Here is a 17,754-nt window from a genome sequence, read left to right as displayed (position 1 = left end):
CAAGGGCGGTGCGGTACGGGGGATGTGCTGCGCAGCCGGTCAGCGCTTGGCGTGGCGGCCGCGGCGCCCCTCGCCCGGAGGCTGCTGGTGATCCTGGGGGTGCGGCTGCTGCGGCCCCTGCTGAGGGTGCTGCGGCTCTGAATAATACTGCTCCGGCCCGCCCGGCTGCTGCGCGGGACGGCCGTACGGAGCGGGCCCGGACTGCCCGCCGTACGGGGGCTGCTGGGGCTGCTGCGGCTGCTGTCCGTAGGGCGCCTGCGGGGCCTGCGGAGCGTCCTGCCGGCCGTACGGGGACTGCTGCGCCCGAGGCGCCTGCTGCTCACCGTAGGAGGATGCCTGCTGCCCGCCGTAGGGGGCCTGCTGTCCGCCGTAAGAGGCCGGATCCTGCCGCCCGTACGGCGACGACTGCGCCTGACCGTACGGAGCCTGTCCCTGGCCGTACGGAGCCTGGCTCTGACCGTACGGGGCCTGGCCGCGGCCGTTCGGGGGCTGCTGGTGGCCGTACGGGGGCTGCTGCTGCCGGCCGTACTGGGGCCCGTCCTGCTGCGCGCCGTACGGGGCGCGCTCCTCGCCCTCGTACGGGACGCGCGGCATCGGCTGGGTGGCGTCGGCGGGGCCGCCCTGCGGCACGTCCTGGCCCGCAGCGCCCTCGGCACCCTCGGGGCCCTCGGCGCGCTCAGCGGCCGCCTTCTTGCCCTTCTTACGACCGCGGAGGTACTCGATGACGATCGGGACGACCGAGATCAGCACGATCAGGACGAGGATGGCCTCGATGTTCTTGTGCACGAACTCGATGCCGCCCAGCGCCGCGCCGAGCAGCGTCACGCCCGCGCCCCACAGCAGGCCGCCGATGACGTTGAAGGTGATGAACGAGCGGTAGTTCATCCGGCTCACGCCCGCGATGATCGGCGTGAACGTCCGCACGATCGGCACGAAGCGGGCCAGGATCAGCGACTTCGGGCCGTGCTTCTCGAAGAACTCGTGGGCCTTCTCGACGTTCTCCTGCTTGAACAGCTTGGAGTCGGGCCGCTTGAACAGCGAGGGCCCGACCTTCCGGCCGAAGAGATAGCCCGCCTGGTCGCCCAGCACCGCCGCCAGCACGATCAGCAGACACACCAGCCACAGCGGCTTGTCCAGCTTCCCGGCCGTGACCAGCAGGCCGGTCGTGAAGAGCAGGGAGTCGCCGGGCAGGAAGAAACCGATCAGCAGACCGGACTCCGCGAAGACGATGACCAGAACGCCGATCAGGCCGAAGGTGCTGATCAGATAGTCCGGGTCCAGCCACTGGGGGCCGAGCGCGAGAGTGTTCACGGTGGGCAGGGCTCCTGGGTCGAGGGCGCCGGATCGGTCGGTAGGCGGTGAGCGGGGTACAGGCGCAGTATGCGGCCCAAAGCTATCAACGCCTCGTACCGCCCCTTGGTTCCAGCTGCCCGGCCCGACGCCCCGGAGCCCCTCAGGAACGACGGACCGCGTTCGCGAGCATCGCGTCCCGCATGTACTCCGCCAGCCCCGGCCGGATGGCCTCGTACGTCGCGGTGAACCGCGGGTCGGAGACGTACATCTCACCCAGGCAGGTGTGCAGCTCGTGGGCGCACTCGTAGTAGTGGCCGGAGATGAATCGCCGGTGCTCCTCGGCGACGTCCATCGCCGCTTCGGAGTCGGCGGCGACCCCCTGGGCGAGCAGGACGCCCATCCGGCGGTGGATCGCGTCGAACTCCTGCGTGAGCCGCTTCCAGTCCTCCTTCGTGTACGAGGCCGTGCGGCGCTGCGACTCCTTGTACGCGTCGGTGTTCCCCCAGCGCCGCTGCACCTCCTCCGCGTACTGGTCCGGGTCGAAGTCGCCGAACGCCTCGAACTTCTCCTCGGGCGTGAGGTTGATGCCCATCCTGCGTGCCTCCATCGCGGTTTCCACGGCCGCGGCCATCTCCTTCAGCCGGGCGATCCGGGCGGTCAGCAGCTCGTGCTGCCTCCGCAGGTGTTCCTGCGGGTCGGCGTCCGGGTCGTCCAGAAGTGCCGCGACCTCGTCGAGCGGAAAGCCGAGCTCCCGGTAGAACAGGACGCGCTGCAGCCGGTCGAGGTCGGCGTCGTCGTAGCGCCGGTGGCCCGCGTGGCTGCGCGCGCTCGGCGAGAGCAGTCCGATCTCGTCGTAGTGGTGCAGGGTGCGCACCGTGACGCCGGCGAACCCGGCGACCTGTCCCACGGAGTACGTCATCTCCGCTCCCTTCTCGGTACGCCTTCACGGTGCCGCCTCACGTCGCGTGAGGTGCAAGCCCGCCGTCCCGGGGCGGAGCGTGTCCGCATCCCGGAAACGGCGTGACCCTTCCGGTTCCGGATGGCATCCTGCGGCCATGCTGGGGATAACGGATCTTTCGACGTATCTCGCGGGCCTCGCGCTGATCATTCTGCTGCCGGGCCCGAACTCGCTGTACGTCGTCTCGGTCGCCGCGCGGCGCGGGCCGAAGGTGGCCTACCGGGCGGCCGCCGGCGTGCTGTGCGGCGACACGGTACTGATGACGCTCTCGGCGGGCGGCGTGGCGTCGCTGCTGCAGGCCAGCCCGCTGGCCTTCGGGGTCGTGAAGTTCGCGGGCGCCGGCTATCTGACCTGGCTGGCGATCGGGATGCTGCGCGGCGCGGTGGCGATGTGGCGCGGCCGGGAGGCCCGCAGGGCCGAGAAGGCGGGCGAGCCCGCGCGGCCCAAGGAGGAGACCGAGCGGCCGTACCGCCGCGCCCTCGTGGTCAGCCTGCTCAACCCGAAGGCGATCCTGTTCTTCATCTCCTTCTTCGTGCAGTTCGTCGATCCGCACTACGCGCACCAGACGCTGTCCTTCCTGGCGCTCGGCGCGTGGGCCCAGCTGTTCAGCTTCACGTACCTGTCGATCCTGATCTTCAGCGGTACGTATCTGGCCGCGACCTTCCGCAAGCGGCGCCGCCTCACCGCGGGCCTGACCGCGGGCGCCGGCGCCGCCTTCCTGGGCTTCGCGGCGAAGCTGTCGATGGCCGGCACGGGCTGAGCGCCCGCGGCTAGCCCCTGAACGGCGGCTTGTCCGCGAACGGGTTCGGCGTGCCCTCCGGCAGTACGCCCACGAAGGGCGCGCCCTCGCCCGCGAAGACGTAGGCGCCCCCTTCGATGCGCGCGATCAGGGAGCGGGCCCACTCGGCTCCGGTGTCCGCGGCGTGCACCCACATGTTCATGATCTCGCCGATGTGGCCGAGCTGCTCCGGGCCGTCCTCGGGGACGTAGTGCCCGGTGACCTCGGCGCGCCACGCCTCCAGGGCCCGCACCCGCTCCGTCAGCAGGGCCACCGCCTCCTGGCGCGGCAGGTCGACCATGAAGCCGATGCCCGCGCTCAGCACGTCCACCTTCTGGTCGTGCTGGGAGAGCGCGGCACGCAGCAGCGTGAAGTACTCCGCCTCCCCCGCGTCCGTCAGCTCGTACTCCGTGCGCGGCGGCCCGCCGGCCGTGCTCGGCGCGGTCTCGTGCGCGCGCAGCAGCCCCTGCTTCGCCATCTGCTTCAGCGCGTGGTAGATCGAGCCGGGCTTGGCGTTCGACCACTCATGGGCGCCCCAGTACTCCAGGTCGCTGCGTACCTGGTAGCCGTGGGTCCGGCCGTGCTGCCGCACGGCTCCCAGTACCAGCAGCCGGATCGCCGACATCGCCCGCGCTCTCCTCGTCCCCGGGTGTGACCTTGCCGGTCAGCACGCTACTGCCCGGCGGACTCCGGCCCCTGCACCGCCTGCTTCTCGCGCAGCACCCGCTCCTCGTCCACCAGGGCGAAGGCCGTCGCGCCGTCCAGGGACTCGCGGACGATGTCGGCGTGGCCCGCGTGCCGCGCGATCTCCTCGATCAGGTGCAGCACCAGCCAGCGCATGGACTGCCGGGCGTTCGGCGGGTACCACGGCGCGTCGGGCAGCGGGAAGGTGTCGTCCAGGCTCGGCACCGAGCGGATGAACTCCTCGGTGCGCTGCGCCACCCCGTCCCAGTAGGCGAGCATGCCCGCGACGGTCTCGCCCTCCTCCAGCTGGAAGCTGAGGTGCCAGGTGCTCTCGTCGCGCTTGATGGAGGGCGGCAGCTCCTGCGCGACCTCCAGCCAGCCCTGCTCGGTCTGCGCGACGTGCTTGAGCAGCCCGGACAGGGACAGCTCGCTGGCGCTGGGGCGGCGCGCGGCCGCTTCGTCGGTCAGTCCGAGCAGCGCGCGGCGGACCCCGCCGCGCTGCGCTTCGAGGAAGGCCAGGAGCGCGCCGCGCTCGTCGCCGTGGGCCTCGGCAGGCACGTGAGTGGGCATGGCAGCCGCCTTTCGTCGCTTCGTGGGTGCCGGGGAGCTCCCCCGACACCGACCAAGCTACGAGCCCTTGCGGTCAGGTTCTGTCCGCAAGCACCGCCATCGGACCGAGCCCGCCAGAAAGGGGACCCAGAAAGGGAACTCAGAACGGAAACGTCGTCCGCTCATGCTGGATCGAGACCCACTTCTGGGTCGTGAACGCCTCCACCGTCGACTCGCCGTTCAGCCGCCCGACCCCGGACGCCTTCTCGCCGCCGAAGGCCACCAGCGGCTCGTCCTGGACCGTGCTGTCGTTGATGTGGATCATGCCGGTCTCGATCTCCCGGGCCACCCGCGCGCCCCGCTCCACGTTGCCGGTGTGCACCGCGCCGCTCAGGCCGTACGGGGAGTCGTTGGCGAGCCGCACCGCCTCCGCCTCGCCGTCGAACGCGCCGAGCAGCACCACGGGCCCGAAGATCTCCTGTCCGTACAGCGCGGAGTCGGCGGGCAGCCCGGACAGCACCGTGGGCTCGACGAGATTGCCCCGCGTACGGCCGCGCACCAGGGGCGTGGCGCCCTCGGCGACCGCCCGTTCCACCAGTGCGGTCAGCGCCTCGGCCTGGAAGCTGTTGATGAGCGGCCCGATGTGGGTGTCCGGGTCGCGCGGGTCGCCGGTCTTCAGCTTCCGGACCCGGGCCACGAACTTCTCGGTGAACTCCGCCTCGACCTTGCGGTCCACGAGGACGCGGTTGGCGGCCATGCAGACCTGGCCCTGGTACACGAAGCGGCTGAAGACCGCGGCGTCCACCGCGTAGTCGACGTCCGCGTCGTCCAGGACGATCAGCGCGCTGTTGCCGCTCAGTTCGAGGATGGCGCGCTTGAAGTGGCCCGCGGTGACCGCGGCGACGTGCCGGCCGACCTTGTCCGAGCCGGTGAAGGAGATCACCCGGGGCACCGGGTGCTCGATCAGCGCGTCGCCGATCTCGGCGATGTCGGTGATCAGGACGTTCAGCAGGCCGGCCGGCAGGCCCGCGTCCTCGAAGATCTTGGCGATCAGGCCGCCGCCGACCACCGGGGTGTTCTGGTTGGGCTTGACGACGACCGCGTTGCCCAGAGCGAGCGCGGGCGCCACCGACTTCAGCGTGACCAGGAACGGGAAGTTGTACGGGCTGATCACGCCGATGACGCCGACCGGCAGCCGGTAGACGCGGTTCTCCTTGCCCTCCACGGGGGACGGCACGATGCGCCCCTCGGGGCGCAGCGCGAGCTGTACCGCCTCGCGCAGGAACTCCTGTGCCGTGCGCACCTCGTAGGCCGCCTTGACGCGCGTACCGCCGAGCTCGACGACGATCGCCTCGATGATCTCGTCCTCGCGCTCCTGGACGATGCGCAGCGCGTTCTCGAATATCAGCCGGCGGCTGTACGGATTGGTGCGCGCCCACTCGCGCTGCGCACGCTCGGCCGCGCGGTACGCCTCGTCGACCTGGTCCACGCCCGCGACCGTGACGGACGCAAGTTTCTCCTGGTCGTACGGGTTGAAGTCGATGATGTCCCACGAGCCGCTGCCGACCCGCCACTCACCGTCGATGTACTGGTAGGCCAGGTCGGAGAAGAAGGACATGGTTGTTCCTACTCTGTGCGGGCGCCTGTGGGGTTGGCTGAGCCTGCGTCATTCTACTGACGAGTCACGTCAGTTGGAGGAGGCCCCGAAGAAGATCCCGGGTGCGCGACGGGTCCAGGCTCTCCTCCTGGAGGCTGCTCATCACCCGCTCGTACTGGCCGACCTCCTCGGCCTTGTCCAGATACAGCGCGCTGGTGAGCTGCTCCAGATAGACGATGTCGGAGAGGTCGGACTCGGGGAAGCGCAGCATCGTGAAGGCACCGCTCTCGCCCGCGTGCCCGCCGAAGTTGAAGGGCACGACCTGCAGCCGCACGTTCGGGCGCTCCGATATGTCGATCAGATGCTGGAGCTGACCGCGCATGACCGAGCGGTCGCCGTACGGGCGGCGCAGCGCGGCCTCGTCCAGTACGCAGTCGAACTGCGGCGCCCGTTCCGCGATCAGCAGCTTCTGGCGTTCCTGGCGCAGCGCGACGCGGCGGTCGATCTCGGCCGCGGGGGCGCCGCGCATGCCGCGGCTCACGACGGCGTGCGCGTACCCCTCCGTCTGCAGGAGCCCGTGCACGAACTGCACCTCATAGGTGCGGATGTGCGAAGCGGCTCCCTCCAGCCCCACATATGTCTGGAACCAGCCGGGAAGCACATCGCCGTAACTGTGCCACCAGCCCGCCACGTTGGCCTCACGGGCCAGCCCGAGGAGGGAGTCGCGCTCGGCCTCGTCCCCGACGCCGTAGAGGGTCAGCAGGTCCGCCACGTCCCGCGCCTTGAAGCTCACCCGCCCCAGCTCCATACGGCTGATCTTCGATTCCGACGCACGGATCGAATAGCCGGCCGCCTCACGTGTTATCCCGCGGGACTCTCGCAGCCTCCGCAGCTGCGACCCCAGCAGGATGCGCCGCACCACAGATCCGCTCGACTCACTTGCGGTCACAACTTCGACCCTCCCGTGACCCACCCCGTCCAACAATGAGCGGCAGTCTGCCACGTTCGGGCTCCGTTGCGTGCTCAACCGGTTACGGATATGGGCCTGTTCTCGCACCTTCGGTAAAGCCGGGCACAAGAGTGCGTAGGAAGAATTACGCCGCTATGCCTACGGCCGTACACAAAGTGGACGCGTGCACGTGCATCTGCCCTTGCATCTGCCGTACGCATTCGGAACCATGGAGGTCGCACACATGCACGCTCGTGAAAGACCCGCGAGATCTGGGCACACCCGTCTGGATCGTGACGTCCGCGAACGCCAGGAGTGCCTCGCATGGGGACCAAGGTTTCGACCATGCTCGCGCCGTTATGGCAGGGGCTTCCGCCAGTCGACCCCGCAGCCATCTCCGGCTCCGTCTCCTGGACCCTGCGGCCGCAGTACGAATCGGTGCGCGGCGCCCGGCAGTTCACCCGTGAGACGCTGCAGCGCTGGAACATGGACGAGCTCTTCGACAGCGTCGCGCTGGTCGTGTCCGAGCTGGTCACCAACGCGCTGCGGCACGCGGCACCGGAGCGGGCCGACGCGGCGGACGGGCGCGCCTACGGGGCCGCCGACGACGCCTCGCCGAGACTCCACCTGATCCGCTGGGCGGGCCGGCTGGTCTGCGCGGTACGGGACGGCAGCGACGCCTCGCCGGTCGAGGGCGAGGCGGACTTCTCCGCGGAGTCCGGGCGCGGGCTCTACCTGGTGGACTCCTTCAGCGACAGCTGGGGCTGGCACCGCCTGGAGGACGTCCCGCACGGCAAGGTCGTCTGGGCGCTCTTCCAGCTCCCGCAGGTACCGGCCCAGGCCACGGCCGCTTCCCGGGCCCAGGCGAGCTGACCACGCAGACACATGCGACACATGCACGTGCATGTGTCGCATGCACGTGCAGAGACCGGGCCCCGTTGCGACTTCAGTCCCGTATCAGGTGGTCGAACTCGCCGTCCTTGATGCCGAGCAGCATCGATTCGATCTCCGCCGGCGTATAGACGAGCGCCGGCCCGTCGGGGAAGCGGGAGTTGCGCACCGCCACATCGCCGCCGGGCAGCTTGGCGAACTCCACACACGTACCGTTGGAGTTGCTGTGCCGGCTCTTCTGCCACACCACTCCATCGAGATCCGATGCGGCCATGCCGTTGTACGCGTGGGGCACTGGTCTCTCCCGGTGAGGAATGGCATCAACTGCCCGGGATCATAACTCTGTTCATATGCCAATGCTCGGGCAGATGCACGTGCACGACAGCCTGTGGCCAGCCCGTCACAGCTCGTCGGGCCGCGCCCCGTCCGTCGAGCGCCTTCCCCTCCGCCCCGCTCCCCATGCCCGGCAGCGTACGGTCAGCGGGCGGCGTACGGCAGCAGCGCCATCTCCCGTGCATTCTTGATCGCCGCGGCGATCTGCCGCTGCTGCTGGGCAGAAACCCTGGTGATGCGGCGGCTGCGGATCTTCCCGCGGTCGGAGATGAACTTCCGCAGCAGGTCGGTGTCCTTGTAGTCGATGTAGGTGATCCCCGCCGCATCGAGCGGGTTGGGGCGCGGCGCGCTCTTCTTGCGCGGGTCGGGACGACGGGGCATGACAGGGGTTCCTCACGAAATCGGGCCATCGAAGACGGCCGAGAATTGATGTAGATGCACGACACACGCGTATCGCGGTTGGCGGACGCCGACTACGGCACCGGGTCGAGCAGTTCGTCGAACGCGGTGGACAGCTGCCGCCAGTACTCCCGGCCGCGCGCGTACTCCGCGTCGGTGAGCAGGCAGGACTCCAGCAGCGAGATCAGCCCCTCCCGGTCCAGGCCGGGCGAGGTGAACACCAGGTGCTGCGCCCGGTCACCGTGCTCGGGGTCCCAGTCCAGCGCGGCGGCGGCCCGGCGCATCGGCGGCACCATCTCCCAGGCGGCGTCCGGCAGCGAGGCCAGCCACGGCCCGGTGTTCTCCACGCAGAGCGCGCCGCCCGCCGCGTCCCAGGACAGCAGCGTGTCCGGCCGGTCGGCCAGCCAGAACCGGCCCCGGCTGCGCGCGGCAGCACAGCACAGGTCCTCCAGCGCGGCATGCAGCCGGCCGGGGTGGAACGGCCGCGTGCGGTGCCACACCAGGGTCGCGACGTCCGCCTCGTCGGCCTCCTGCGGCAGCAGCGCGCAGGCCGGGTGCTGACGCGCGGCGGCGGCCGCGACGTCGAACCCCGCCATCGCGGCGGCCGCCAGCTCCGGCGACTCCACCGGGATGCGCTGCGCCGTGGGGTGCAGCTGGTTCAGCAGCGCGAGGTCCGACTCGTCACCCGGCTCCTCACCGGGCGCGACGACCAGCACCGGCGGGTACTCCAACTGGCGCGCCCAGGTGTCCGCGACGGTCCGCTGGTCGGAGGCGGCGGCCGCGAGGCCCGCCTCGGCGAGGTCGTCGCCGCAGCCCAGGTAGGGCAGCAGCAGGGCCGGGTCGACGGCAGTCATGACGCCGGTCAGCGCGAGCGACTCGCCGCCGCAGGAGTCGATCACCTCGGCCATCGCCTTGGGCTCGACCGAGTCCCACAGCTCCACGACGGCCAGGCGGCAGGTCCGGCCGTCCGCCAGCCGCTCCAGCTCGGGCACCAGGTCCTCGCGCAGCGCGCAGCACGCGCAGTCGTTGACCAGCGGCGCCTCGCCGCTGTCCAGCAGGCCCGTGCCGTCGCGCACGGTGCGCTGCACGACGCCGTCGGCGGCGGTGGCGAGGTCGTGGTGGAGGGCGACGCTGCCCGGGACGGTCCGCAGCAGCTGCTCGACGGCGGCCCGGCGGGCCTCCGCGTGCAGCCCGCCGACGATCACCACGGAGAGCCGGTCGCGGTCCATCAGCGGTCCCCGCGCTCACCGTCGGCCGCGCGCCGCCCGCCGGGCGTCCGCTTGCCGAACCGGCGCTCGAAGCGCTCCACGCGCCCCGCGGTGTCCAGTACGCGCGCCGTGCCCGTGTAGAAGGGGTGGCTCGCCGACGAGATCTCCACGTCGATCACCGGGTAGGTGTTGCCGTCCTCCCACTCGACCGTCTTCTCGCTGGTGGCGGTCGACCGGGTGAGGAAGGCGAAGTCGGCGGCCCGGTCGCGGAAGACGACGGGCCCGTACGCGGGGTGGATTCCAGGCTTCATGGCGCTGCTCAGCGCTCCTCTCGGAAGTCGACGTGCCGGCCGGCGACCGGGTCGTACTTCTTCAGCACCAGCCGGTCGGGGTTGTTACGGCGGTTCTTGCGGGTGACGTACGTGTAGCCCGTGCCGGCGGTGGACCGGAGCTTGATCACGGGACGTAGTTCGTTGCGGGCCATACGAGCTACTATACAGAAACGACAGTCATTTTCATTAAGGCTCAGTAGGAGGTAGCTCACTTGTCCGCCCACTGCCAGCTGACCGGCCGCACGCCGGCCTTCGGCAACACGATCTCCCACTCGCACCGGCGCACGCCGCGCCGCTTCGACCCGAACATCCAGCGCAAGCGGTACTGGCTGCCCAGCGAGAACCGCTTCGTACGCCTGCGGCTCAGCACCAAGGCGATCAAGACCGTCGACACCATCGGCATCGAAGCCGCCGTCGCCCGTATCCGCGCCCGTGGGGAGAAGGTCTGACATGGCGAAGAAGAGCAAGATCGCGAAGAACGAGAAGCGCCGCGTCGTCGTCGCCCGTTACGCGGCCCGTCGCGCCGCCCTGAAGGCGATCATCCGCGACCCGAAGACGCCGGACGAGGAGCGGCTCGCCGCCCAGAGCGAGCTGGCCCGCCAGCCGCGCGACGCCAGCGCCACCCGCGTTCGCAACCGCGACAGCGTGGACGGCCGCCCGCGCGGTTACTTCCGTACGTTCGGCCTGTCCCGCGTCAACCTGCGCGAGCAGGCGCACGCGGGCTACCTGCCGGGCGTGACGAAGTCGAGCTGGTAGGCAGCGCGGTGACACCGGGGCCGGGGGCCGCCGTTCACGCGCGCCCCGGCCCCGGTTTCCCTTCCGTACTCCTGTACGGGTCATACTGAGCGGAACGTCCCGATCCGTACCGCGTATACGGGCGCGCGGCTGCGCACCCACGGGAACGCACCCCAACGAGAGCGAGCCCCCCATGTTCCGCAATGCCCTCGAGCCCTGGCACCTGGTGCTGATCCTCGCGGTCCTCGTCCTGCTCTTCGGCTCGAAGAAGCTCCCCGACATGGCCCGCGGCCTCGGCAAGTCGATGCGCATCCTGAAGTCGGAGACCAAGGCCATGAAGTCCGAGGACCGCGACAGCGACCGGGCGGCATCGGAGCAGCAGCGGACCGTCGGCCAGGAGTAGCGCCCCGGGGCCTCACTCGGGCCTCACTCCCGGAGGAAGTCCTCCATCACGGCGGCCAGGGCCACCGGGGTCTCGTGCATCGGGTAGTGGCCCGCGCCCGTGAGGGTGACGACGTCGGCGTTCGGATACCAGCTCTCCCATGTCGCGTGCATGACGTCGGCGGTGAGGGCGAGGTCGTGCTCGCCGACGACGACGCGTACGGGGACGGGGTTGCCGCGCACCGCGTCCGAGAGGTCCAGCGTGTGCCAGCTGGCGAGGTAGCCGGCGTGCGCCTCCTTGCGGGAGGCCGCCATCGAGTGGCTGATCATCCGCTGCTGCCAGACCCGCCCCGTGCGGTGCCCGGTCACCAGATCGAGGATGGCCCGGCGCTTCTCAGGGTCCTCGGACGCCCCGTAGAAGAGGGCCCGCGTCGGCTCGTCCATCGGGTACGGCGCCGCCGGTACGGGTGCGAGGCCGAGCAGCCGACTGACCCGCTCCGGCGCGCGGACCAGCACCTGCTGGATCGCCTTGCCGCCCATCGAGTGCCCGACCAGCGCGAAGCGGTCCCAGCCGAGCTGGTCGGCGAGGGCCAGCACGTCGTCGGCGATCTCGGGGAGGTCGTAGCGGCCGGGGACGTCCTTGCGGTCGCCGTAGCCGCGGTAGTCCAGGAACGCGTACGTGAAGTCCTCGGTGTCCAGGTAGTCCAGGATCGCGCCCCAGCCCGCGCAGGTGGCGAACCAGTCGTGCAGCACGATGACATGGCGTGGGCCCGTCCCGATGAGGCGATGGGCGACGGTCTGCTCGGTTCTGGTCATACGGCGGCTCCCTCTTCGGTGTCCGGTGCCCAGCACTCGCGAGCGTATGGTCCCGCCGCCCGGCCGTGCGGGAACAGAGGCGGGACACGGCGAACACCTCTGCCACCGCCGTGACTTGCGCTGCCGGGCGATTGTCAGTGGCGTGCGGTGCAATGGGTCCATGAACCGAACCCTCAAGGTCCGGCACGACCAGGTGCTGGCCTGGCGACTGCGGCAGCAGAGCCTTGCGCCGCGCGGTGCCGCGTCCCTTGCGGAGCTCGCCGGGCGGCTGGCCGGGGTGCAGGCCCAGGTCGCCTCGTCCGCCGAGCTGGCGGTCGCCACCCGCCGGAGTGACCCGGTGGCGGGCTGCGTCGACGCCGCGCTCGCGGACCGCTCGGTGATCAAGACCTGGGCCATGCGCGGCACGCTCCACCTGCTGCCCGCACCGGCGGCCGGTGCGTATCTCTCCCTGCTCGGCGCGGCGCGGACGTGGGAGAAGCCGTCCTGGCAGAAGGCGTTCGGGGTGAGCCCGCGGCAGCTCGCGGCGCTGGGCGAGGCGGTCGACGAGGAGCTGGACGGGCGGCAGCTCACGCGCGAGGAGCTGGTCGCGGCCGTGTGCTCCCGCAAGGGCCTGACCGGGCTCGGCGAGCAGCTGTCCTCGGGCTGGAGCGCGGTGCTCAAGCCGCTGGCGTGGACGGGCCGGCTCTGCCAGGGCCTGCCCCGGGGACGGAACGTGACGTTCACCGCGCCGCACTCCTGGGTACCGGGCCGGTTCGGCATACCGGACCCGGAGGAGGCGTCCGGGACGGTGATCTCCGCGTATCTGGGGGCGCACGGCCCCGCGACGCCCACCGCCTTCGACGCGTGGCTGCTGCGCGGCGCGACCCGCAGGGCGACGCTGCGCGGCTGGTTCGCGGCGCTCGGGGACGCGCTCACGCCGGTCGAGGTGGACGGCGAGCCCGGTGCGTACGTCCGCAGCGAGGACGCCGACGCGCTGGCGGCCGTGCGGCCCTCCCGCGAGGTGCGGCTGCTGGCCGGCTTCGACCAGTACGTCCTCGGGCCGGGCACCGCCGACAGCCGTCTGATCCCGGCGCACCACAGGAAGGACGTGAGCCGTGCGGCCGGGTGGATCGCCCCCGTCGTCGTGCACGGCGGCCGGGTCGCGGGCGTCTGGGCCTTCACCGACACGGCGGTGGAGGTCAGCCTCTTCAAGGACCACGTGGCGGAGCACGGCCCGGTGCCGGACGAGGGCCTGGCGGCCGAGGCGGCCCACCTGGCCCGCTGCACGGGCCGCGACCGCCCGATAGCGGTACAGGAGATCTGACCGGGAGGGGCCCGACGGGGCCGGACAGAGGCGCGGCCACAGCTGGATTGTCGTACCCCGGTGCGAAACTCGGAATATGCGGTGGGTGGTGGGTGAATCGGCGAACGGGGGTGTGCGGCTGTGTGCGGTGGACGGGGCGGGAGAGCCGGTCGGTGCGGTCGCCGAGGAGCCGGACCTGGTCACGGCGGTGCGGGCACGGCCGGACGTGGAGCGCTGGGTGTGGCGGTCCACGGCGGAGTCGTACCGCAAGCTGCTCGCGGCCGGGGTGCGGGTCGAGCGGTGTTACGACGTCGAGGCCGCCGAGGCGCTGCTGATCGGGCACGAGGAGGGCCAGTCCGGCCAGCCGCGGTCGCTCGCGGCGGCCTGGGCGCGGCTGCGCGGCCTGCCGGTGCCGGACGACCCGCCCGTGCGGACCGCGGAGACGCAGCCCTCGCTCTTCGAGCCGGGCCCGGTCCCGCTGCCGCCGGGCACGGACGAGTTCACGGCGCTGCGGGAGGTGTACGCGGGCCAGCTCGCGCGTACGGAGAAGACCGAGCGGCCGGAGCGGATGCGGCTGCTGCTCGCGTCGGAGTCGGCCGGGATGCTGGTCGCCGCCGAGATGCACCGGGCCGGGGTGCCCTGGCGCGCGGACGTACACCGCGCGCTGCTGGACGAGCTGCTCGGCGAGCGCTATCCGCGTGGCCTGGAGCCGCAGCGGCTGGCCGAGCTGGCGGACGAGGTGTCGCGCGCCTTCGGGGCGGGCGCGCGGGTCCGCCCCGACCTGCCGGCCGACATCATCCGGGCCTTCGCGCAGGCCGGCATCAAGCTGACCTCCACCCGCAAATGGGAGCTGCTCGGCATCGACCACCCGGCCGTCGCCCCGCTCCTGGAGTACAAGAAGCTCTACCGCCTGCACACCGCGCACGGCTGGTCCTGGCTCCAGCAGTGGGTGCACGAGGGCCGGTTCCGCCCGGAGTACCTGCCCGGCGGCACGGTCTCCGGGCGCTGGACCACCAACGGCGGCGGCGCGCTGCAGGTCCCCAAGGTGATCCGGCGGGCGGTGGTCGCCGACCCCGGCTGGCGGCTGGTGGTCGCGGACGCCGACCAGATGGAGCCGCGGGTGCTGGCGGCCGTCTCCCGGGACCGCGGCCTGATGGACGTCGCGGGCAGCGGCCGGGACCTGTACGCCGACCTGGCGGCCCGCGCCTTCGGCGGCGACCGCGCGCAGGCCAAGCTCGCGCTGCTCGGCGCGATCTACGGCCAGACCTCGGGCGACGCGCTCAAGCACATGGCGGACCTGCGGCGCCGGTATCCGGCAGCGGTGGCGTACGTGGACGACGCGGCGCGGGCCGGCGAGGAGGGCCGCCTCGTGCGCACCTGGCTGGGACGCACGAGCCCGCCCGCCTCGGTGGTCCCGCCCGACGAGGCTGGCCTGCCCCAGGAGGAGGCCCCGCCCTCGTACGGCAGCACGGCGGGCACCCGGGCCCGCGGCCGCTTCACGCGCAACTTCGTCGTGCAGGGCAGCGCCGCCGACTGGGCGCTGCTCGTACTGGCCGGGCTCCGCCGGTCGCTGCACGACGCCGGCATGCAGGCCGAGCTGGTCTTCTTCCAGCACGACGAGGTGATCGTGCACTGCCCCGAGGAGGAGGCGCCCGCCGTCGCGCAGGCCATCACCACGGCCGCCGACCTGGCGGGCCGCCTGGCCTTCGGCCCCACCCCGGTCCGCTTCCCGTTCACCACGGCGGTGGTGGAGTGCTACGCGGACGCGAAGTGAGGCCGCGCCCGGGCCAGGGGAAGGCTGCCCCGCAGGCTCTAAACTCCGAGGAGGCCCCGCTGCGGCCGGCCGGGCCGTGAGGACGTGTGAGGACGTGGCTGACCGCCAGCCGGGAGAGGACGAGCGTTGACCGGTACCGAAGGGACAGCCGACGGCACTGCCGAGGGGACGCCCGACGCCGTGCCCCCGGCCGACGCCGCGTCAGCGCCCGGCGACGCCGTGCCCCCGGCCGACGCCGCGTCAGCGCCCGGCGACGCCGCTCCCCCGGCCAAGCTCGGCCCCAAGGACCGCCGGAAGCGGATCGCGGACCGGGTGCTGGCCGAGGGCCAGGTCAGCATCGAGGACCTGGTCAAGGAGCTGGGCGTCAGCCAGATGACCGTCCACCGCGACCTGGACACCCTGGAGCACCAGGGCTGGCTGCGGAAGGTGCGCGGCGGCGCCACGGCCGCGCCCAACGCCCTGTTCGAGTCCAACGCGCGCTGGCGCGGCAGCGAGCACGTCGCCGCGAAGGAGGCGATCTGCGCGGCCGCGCTGGCCATAGCGGAGCCCGGCCAGGCAGTGATCATCGACGACTCCAGTACGGCCCTGCCGCTGGCCCGCTCGCTCTCCGGACGCGGCGCGTACACCGTGATCACCAACTCACTGCAGGTGATCAACGAGCTGGCCGACGAGCCCGACATCCGGGTGATCGCGCTGGGCGGCGAGTACCACGCCGCGTTCAACGCCTTCCTCGGCATGTCCACCGCCGACATCGCGCGCAGCTTCCGCGCCGATGTCGCCTTCCTGTCCACCTCCGCCGTCGACAACGGCCACTGCTACCACCAGGCCCAGGAGAACGTCCTGGTCAAGCGGGCCCTGATGGCGGCGGCCCGGCGCAAGGTGCTGCTCGTGGACCACTCCAAGTTCAGCCGCCAGGCGCTGTACGAGCTGGCTCCGCTGGCCGACTTCGATCTCGTCATCTCCGACCAGGATCTTCCACAGGAGGAGCAGGAAGCGCTTCAATCGCTGGGTGTGCGCTACGAATTGGTGGCGACGGCCGGCGACTGAGGCGGAGGCACAGGCATGAGCGAGCTGGAGCGGATCAACCCACCGCGGCTGTCCCCGCCGACCGGCTTCAGCCACGCCGTGCGGGCGCCCTCCGGCACGCTCGTGCTGCTCGCCGGGCAGACCGCGCTGGACGGCGCCGGCCGGATCGTCGGCACGGACGTCGTCGAGCAGTTCGAGCAGGCGCTGACGAATCTGCTGGCCGCCGCGGAGGCGGCCGGCGCGGGCCCCGCCGACCTCGGCAAGCTCACGGTGTACGCGGTGGACGTCGCCGACTACCGGCGCAACGCCGCCGCCATCGGGCAGGTCTGGAAGCGCCTGGTGGGCAGCGACTATCCGGCGATGGCCGTGATCGGCGCGACACGGCTGTGGGACGAGGCCGCGCTGGTCGAGATCGAGGGCATCGCGGTCGTCGGCTGACCGGCCACGCGCCGCTCAGCAGCCGGGGCACGTCCTGCGTACGAAGCCGGGGCCCGGTCCGTAGTACGGACCGGGCCCCGGGAGGCACGGAGTCAGCGGCGGTGGCGGGCCGCCTCGGCCGGGTCCTTCTTGAAGGCCCAGGCCATCTTCGGTTCCATCGCCCAGCGGAACATCCGTTGCACGGGTGGGGTGCACAGCACGGTGATGAGCGTGCCCGCGAAGAGGGTGAGCAGGATGGCGCCCCACGGAGTGTGGATCCAGTCCCAGTCGTCGTACCAGCCCCAGAAGCGGGAGCCCTTGGCGAGGAAGCCGTGCAGCAGGTAGCCGTACAGCGTGCCGGCGCCGAGGGCGGTGCACCACATCGTGCGGCCCGGGATCCAGGCGAAGAAGCACGCGACCAGGACGAGCGAGCAGCCGAACATCGCGAGGGTCATGACCGCGCCGCTCCACCACGGGGCGGCGAGCTCCTGGGCGGCGTCGCGGTGGTAGAACCACGCGGCGTTCATCCGGGGCGCTGCCCAGTAGGCGAACACCAACGCGGCCGCGAAGACCGGCACCGCGAGGATGCGGGCCCGCTTGTTGCGCACCATCAGGAAGTGCTCGGGCTTGAGGTTCAGGCCGATGACGAAGAACGGCAGGAACTGCAGCACCCGCTGGAGGTCGAGGTCGTTGCCGATGTCCGGCGAGACGGACGCGAGGACGGCGATGGCCAGGGCCAGCGGGACCGGCCAGCGCACGACCTTCCAGATCGGGGTGGTGAGCCGCCAGATGAACAGCGCGATCAAGAACCAGGTCAGATACCAGGGGTCCAGCAGGCTGAAGTCGTAGCCCGGGTCGTTGTCCGCGTACCGCTTGAACAGCGTGTACGCGACCTCGAAGAGGATGTACGGCACCGCGACGCCGGTGATCAGCCGCTGCAGCCGGTCCTTGCGCATGTCGAAACTGCGCGAGAAGTAGCCGGAGATGATGATGAACGCCGGCATGTGGAAGGCGTACACCATGATGTACAGCGCTGCCGCCGACCGGCTGCCGTCCCGCAGCGGTTCCCACGAGTGGCCCATGGCCACCAGCACGATCGCCAGGTACTTGGCGTTGTCGAAGAAGGCGTCCCGCTGCTTGCCGTTCTTCGACGGCTCGGTGCGCTTCCGGGCGGCCTGCTGCGCGCCGCCCGTTGCCGCGGCGTCCGCCGGCTGTGGTTCCGTCCGCGTGGGCGGAAGAGGGGTGCGCCGCTCACTGTGCGGCTGCGCGAGATTGTTCACGTCCCCTCCCCCGGGCAACCCAGGGAGAGAATTCTCCGTCTTACCGGAATTGCGGGGAGCGAGGCAGCTGAG

22 protein-coding genes are annotated in these 17,754 nt (G+C 71.5%); 9 read left to right on the top strand and 13 right to left on the bottom strand.

Annotation, left to right across the window (positions count from 1 at the left end; genetic code table 11):
• Positions 1-39: 39 nt before the first annotated feature.
• Positions 40-1,311, bottom strand: coding sequence for a DedA family protein (locus IF04_RS39890; RefSeq protein WP_078600574.1), 1,272 nt, complete (start codon positions 1,309-1,311; stop codon positions 40-42).
• A 142-nt stretch (positions 1,312-1,453) separates the two neighbouring features.
• Positions 1,454-2,212, bottom strand: a complete 759-nt coding sequence (locus IF04_RS0121735; RefSeq protein WP_030260314.1) for a MerR family transcriptional regulator — start codon at positions 2,210-2,212, stop codon at positions 1,454-1,456.
• 136 nt (positions 2,213-2,348) lie between these two features.
• Here IF04_RS0121735 and leuE point away from each other — a divergent pair, with 136 nt between their 5' ends.
• Complete coding sequence (gene leuE, locus IF04_RS0121730; RefSeq protein WP_030260310.1) at positions 2,349-3,011, top strand: leucine efflux protein LeuE; 663 nt, start codon at positions 2,349-2,351, stop codon at positions 3,009-3,011.
• Between the two features lie 10 nt (positions 3,012-3,021).
• Here leuE and IF04_RS0121725 read toward each other — a convergent pair whose 3' ends face one another.
• The 4 genes from IF04_RS0121725 to IF04_RS0121710 form a co-directional block, all read right to left on the bottom strand.
• The gene (locus tag IF04_RS0121725; protein ID WP_030260307.1) at positions 3,022-3,654 is read right to left on the bottom strand and encodes a PadR family transcriptional regulator; all 633 of its coding nucleotides are present in this window, start codon (positions 3,652-3,654) and stop codon (positions 3,022-3,024) included.
• A 47-nt stretch (positions 3,655-3,701) separates the two neighbouring features.
• Entirely contained in the window at positions 3,702-4,283 is a 582-nt protein-coding gene (locus tag IF04_RS0121720) for a DinB family protein (protein WP_051831426.1), read from the bottom strand.
• 139 nt (positions 4,284-4,422) lie between these two features.
• On the bottom strand, positions 4,423-5,880 hold the full coding sequence (locus IF04_RS0121715; RefSeq protein ID WP_030260301.1) for an aldehyde dehydrogenase family protein: 1,458 nt from the start codon (positions 5,878-5,880) through the stop codon (positions 4,423-4,425).
• A gap of 64 nt (positions 5,881-5,944) precedes the next feature.
• Positions 5,945-6,808 carry a helix-turn-helix domain-containing protein gene (locus IF04_RS0121710; RefSeq protein ID WP_030260299.1) on the bottom strand — a complete coding sequence of 288 codons (864 nt, stop codon included), beginning with the start codon at positions 6,806-6,808 and terminating at the stop codon, positions 5,945-5,947.
• A gap of 324 nt (positions 6,809-7,132) precedes the next feature.
• Between IF04_RS0121710 and IF04_RS0121705 the strand changes: the two genes are divergently transcribed.
• Positions 7,133-7,681 (top strand): ATP-binding protein, encoded by a 549-nt coding sequence (locus tag IF04_RS0121705; RefSeq protein ID WP_051831425.1) that lies wholly within the window; start codon positions 7,133-7,135, stop codon positions 7,679-7,681.
• Positions 7,682-7,754: 73 nt separating this feature from the next.
• Here IF04_RS0121705 and IF04_RS0121700 read toward each other — a convergent pair whose 3' ends face one another.
• The 5 genes from IF04_RS0121700 to rpmG form a co-directional block, all read right to left on the bottom strand.
• Positions 7,755-7,994, bottom strand: coding sequence for a DUF397 domain-containing protein (locus IF04_RS0121700; protein WP_030260294.1), 240 nt, complete (start codon positions 7,992-7,994; stop codon positions 7,755-7,757).
• Positions 7,995-8,176: 182 nt separating this feature from the next.
• On the bottom strand, positions 8,177-8,413 hold the full coding sequence (gene rpsR, locus IF04_RS0121695; protein ID WP_030260293.1) for a 30S ribosomal protein S18: 237 nt from the start codon (positions 8,411-8,413) through the stop codon (positions 8,177-8,179).
• A 92-nt stretch (positions 8,414-8,505) separates the two neighbouring features.
• Positions 8,506-9,660: a GTP-binding protein gene (locus IF04_RS0121690; protein ID WP_030260292.1), complete on the bottom strand. Its 1,155-nt coding sequence runs from the start codon at positions 9,658-9,660 to the stop codon at positions 8,506-8,508.
• Entirely contained in the window at positions 9,660-9,950 is a 291-nt protein-coding gene (locus IF04_RS0121685) for a type B 50S ribosomal protein L31 (protein ID WP_030260289.1), read from the bottom strand. Before IF04_RS0121685 ends, IF04_RS0121690 begins: the two co-directional genes overlap by 1 nt.
• 8 nt (positions 9,951-9,958) lie before the next feature.
• A complete protein-coding gene (gene rpmG, locus IF04_RS0121680) occupies positions 9,959-10,123 on the bottom strand; it encodes a 50S ribosomal protein L33 (RefSeq protein ID WP_030260286.1) in 165 nt (54 codons plus the stop codon).
• 60 nt (positions 10,124-10,183) lie between these two features.
• Between rpmG and rpmB the strand changes: the two genes are divergently transcribed.
• The 3 genes from rpmB (at position 10,184) to tatA (ending at position 11,109) form a co-directional block, all read left to right on the top strand.
• A complete protein-coding gene (gene rpmB, locus IF04_RS0121675; RefSeq protein ID WP_030260283.1) occupies positions 10,184-10,420 on the top strand; it encodes a 50S ribosomal protein L28 in 237 nt (78 codons plus the stop codon).
• A 1-nt stretch (position 10,421) separates the two neighbouring features.
• The gene (rpsN, locus tag IF04_RS0121670; RefSeq protein ID WP_030260281.1) at positions 10,422-10,727 is read left to right on the top strand and encodes a 30S ribosomal protein S14; all 306 of its coding nucleotides are present in this window, start codon (positions 10,422-10,424) and stop codon (positions 10,725-10,727) included.
• A gap of 172 nt (positions 10,728-10,899) precedes the next feature.
• On the top strand, positions 10,900-11,109 hold the full coding sequence (gene tatA / locus IF04_RS0121665) for a Sec-independent protein translocase subunit TatA (protein ID WP_030260278.1): 210 nt from the start codon (positions 10,900-10,902) through the stop codon (positions 11,107-11,109).
• A 23-nt stretch (positions 11,110-11,132) separates the two neighbouring features.
• Here the strand turns inward: tatA and IF04_RS0121660 are convergent, their stop codons facing one another.
• Positions 11,133-11,903, bottom strand: coding sequence for an alpha/beta fold hydrolase (locus IF04_RS0121660; protein ID WP_030260274.1), 771 nt, complete (start codon positions 11,901-11,903; stop codon positions 11,133-11,135).
• Positions 11,904-12,063: 160 nt separating this feature from the next.
• Between IF04_RS0121660 and IF04_RS0121655 the strand changes: the two genes are divergently transcribed.
• The 4 genes from IF04_RS0121655 (at position 12,064) to IF04_RS0121640 (ending at position 16,423) form a co-directional block, all read left to right on the top strand.
• Positions 12,064-13,206, top strand: a complete 1,143-nt coding sequence (locus IF04_RS0121655; RefSeq protein ID WP_030260271.1) for a winged helix DNA-binding domain-containing protein — start codon at positions 12,064-12,066, stop codon at positions 13,204-13,206.
• Positions 13,207-13,282: 76 nt separating this feature from the next.
• Positions 13,283-14,959 (top strand): bifunctional 3'-5' exonuclease/DNA polymerase, encoded by a 1,677-nt coding sequence (locus IF04_RS0121650; protein WP_030260268.1) that lies wholly within the window; start codon positions 13,283-13,285, stop codon positions 14,957-14,959.
• Positions 14,960-15,085: 126 nt separating this feature from the next.
• The gene (locus IF04_RS0121645) at positions 15,086-16,006 is read left to right on the top strand and encodes a DeoR/GlpR family DNA-binding transcription regulator (RefSeq protein WP_425428433.1); all 921 of its coding nucleotides are present in this window, start codon (positions 15,086-15,088) and stop codon (positions 16,004-16,006) included.
• Between the two features lie 15 nt (positions 16,007-16,021).
• Positions 16,022-16,423 carry a RidA family protein gene (locus IF04_RS0121640; RefSeq protein WP_030260260.1) on the top strand — a complete coding sequence of 134 codons (402 nt, stop codon included), beginning with the start codon at positions 16,022-16,024 and terminating at the stop codon, positions 16,421-16,423.
• 92 nt (positions 16,424-16,515) lie between these two features.
• Here the strand turns inward: IF04_RS0121640 and IF04_RS0121635 are convergent, their stop codons facing one another.
• Positions 16,516-17,682 (bottom strand): acyltransferase family protein, encoded by a 1,167-nt coding sequence (locus tag IF04_RS0121635; protein ID WP_030260256.1) that lies wholly within the window; start codon positions 17,680-17,682, stop codon positions 16,516-16,518.
• Positions 17,683-17,754: the final 72 nt, after the last annotated feature.

Origin of the sequence: Streptomyces violens (genome assembly GCF_000717745.1) — a bacterium.
Taxonomy (GTDB): domain Bacteria; phylum Actinomycetota; class Actinomycetes; order Streptomycetales; family Streptomycetaceae; genus Streptomyces; species Streptomyces violens.
The sequence above is the reverse complement of the archived record's forward strand: the minus strand, read 5'-3'. Positions and strand labels throughout refer to the sequence as shown.

Bases quoted from the DNA above. Each gene is read 5' to 3' on its own strand.
- IF04_RS0121735 (WP_030260314.1), bottom strand. From the start codon at position 2,212: ATGACGTACTCCGTGGGACAGGTCGCCGGGTTCGCCGGCGTCACGGTG.
- leuE (WP_030260310.1), top strand. From the start codon at position 2,349: ATGCTGGGGATAACGGATCTTTCGACGTATCTCGCGGGCCTCGCGCTG.
- IF04_RS0121725 (WP_030260307.1), bottom strand. From the start codon at position 3,654: ATGTCGGCGATCCGGCTGCTGGTACTGGGAGCCGTGCGGCAGCACGGC.
- IF04_RS0121720 (WP_051831426.1), bottom strand. From the start codon at position 4,283: ATGCCCACTCACGTGCCTGCCGAGGCCCACGGCGACGAGCGCGGCGCG.
- IF04_RS0121715 (WP_030260301.1), bottom strand. From the start codon at position 5,880: ATGTCCTTCTTCTCCGACCTGGCCTACCAGTACATCGACGGTGAGTGG.
- IF04_RS0121705 (WP_051831425.1), top strand. From the start codon at position 7,133: ATGGGGACCAAGGTTTCGACCATGCTCGCGCCGTTATGGCAGGGGCTT.
- rpsR (WP_030260293.1), bottom strand. From the start codon at position 8,413: ATGCCCCGTCGTCCCGACCCGCGCAAGAAGAGCGCGCCGCGCCCCAAC.
- IF04_RS0121690 (WP_030260292.1), bottom strand. From the start codon at position 9,660: ATGGACCGCGACCGGCTCTCCGTGGTGATCGTCGGCGGGCTGCACGCG.
- IF04_RS0121685 (WP_030260289.1), bottom strand. From the start codon at position 9,950: ATGAAGCCTGGAATCCACCCCGCGTACGGGCCCGTCGTCTTCCGCGAC.
- rpmG (WP_030260286.1), bottom strand. From the start codon at position 10,123: ATGGCCCGCAACGAACTACGTCCCGTGATCAAGCTCCGGTCCACCGCC.
- rpsN (WP_030260281.1), top strand. From the start codon at position 10,422: ATGGCGAAGAAGAGCAAGATCGCGAAGAACGAGAAGCGCCGCGTCGTC.
- tatA (WP_030260278.1), top strand. From the start codon at position 10,900: ATGTTCCGCAATGCCCTCGAGCCCTGGCACCTGGTGCTGATCCTCGCG.
- IF04_RS0121660 (WP_030260274.1), bottom strand. From the start codon at position 11,903: ATGACCAGAACCGAGCAGACCGTCGCCCATCGCCTCATCGGGACGGGC.
- IF04_RS0121655 (WP_030260271.1), top strand. From the start codon at position 12,064: ATGAACCGAACCCTCAAGGTCCGGCACGACCAGGTGCTGGCCTGGCGA.
- IF04_RS0121650 (WP_030260268.1), top strand. From the start codon at position 13,283: ATGCGGTGGGTGGTGGGTGAATCGGCGAACGGGGGTGTGCGGCTGTGT.
- IF04_RS0121640 (WP_030260260.1), top strand. From the start codon at position 16,022: ATGAGCGAGCTGGAGCGGATCAACCCACCGCGGCTGTCCCCGCCGACC.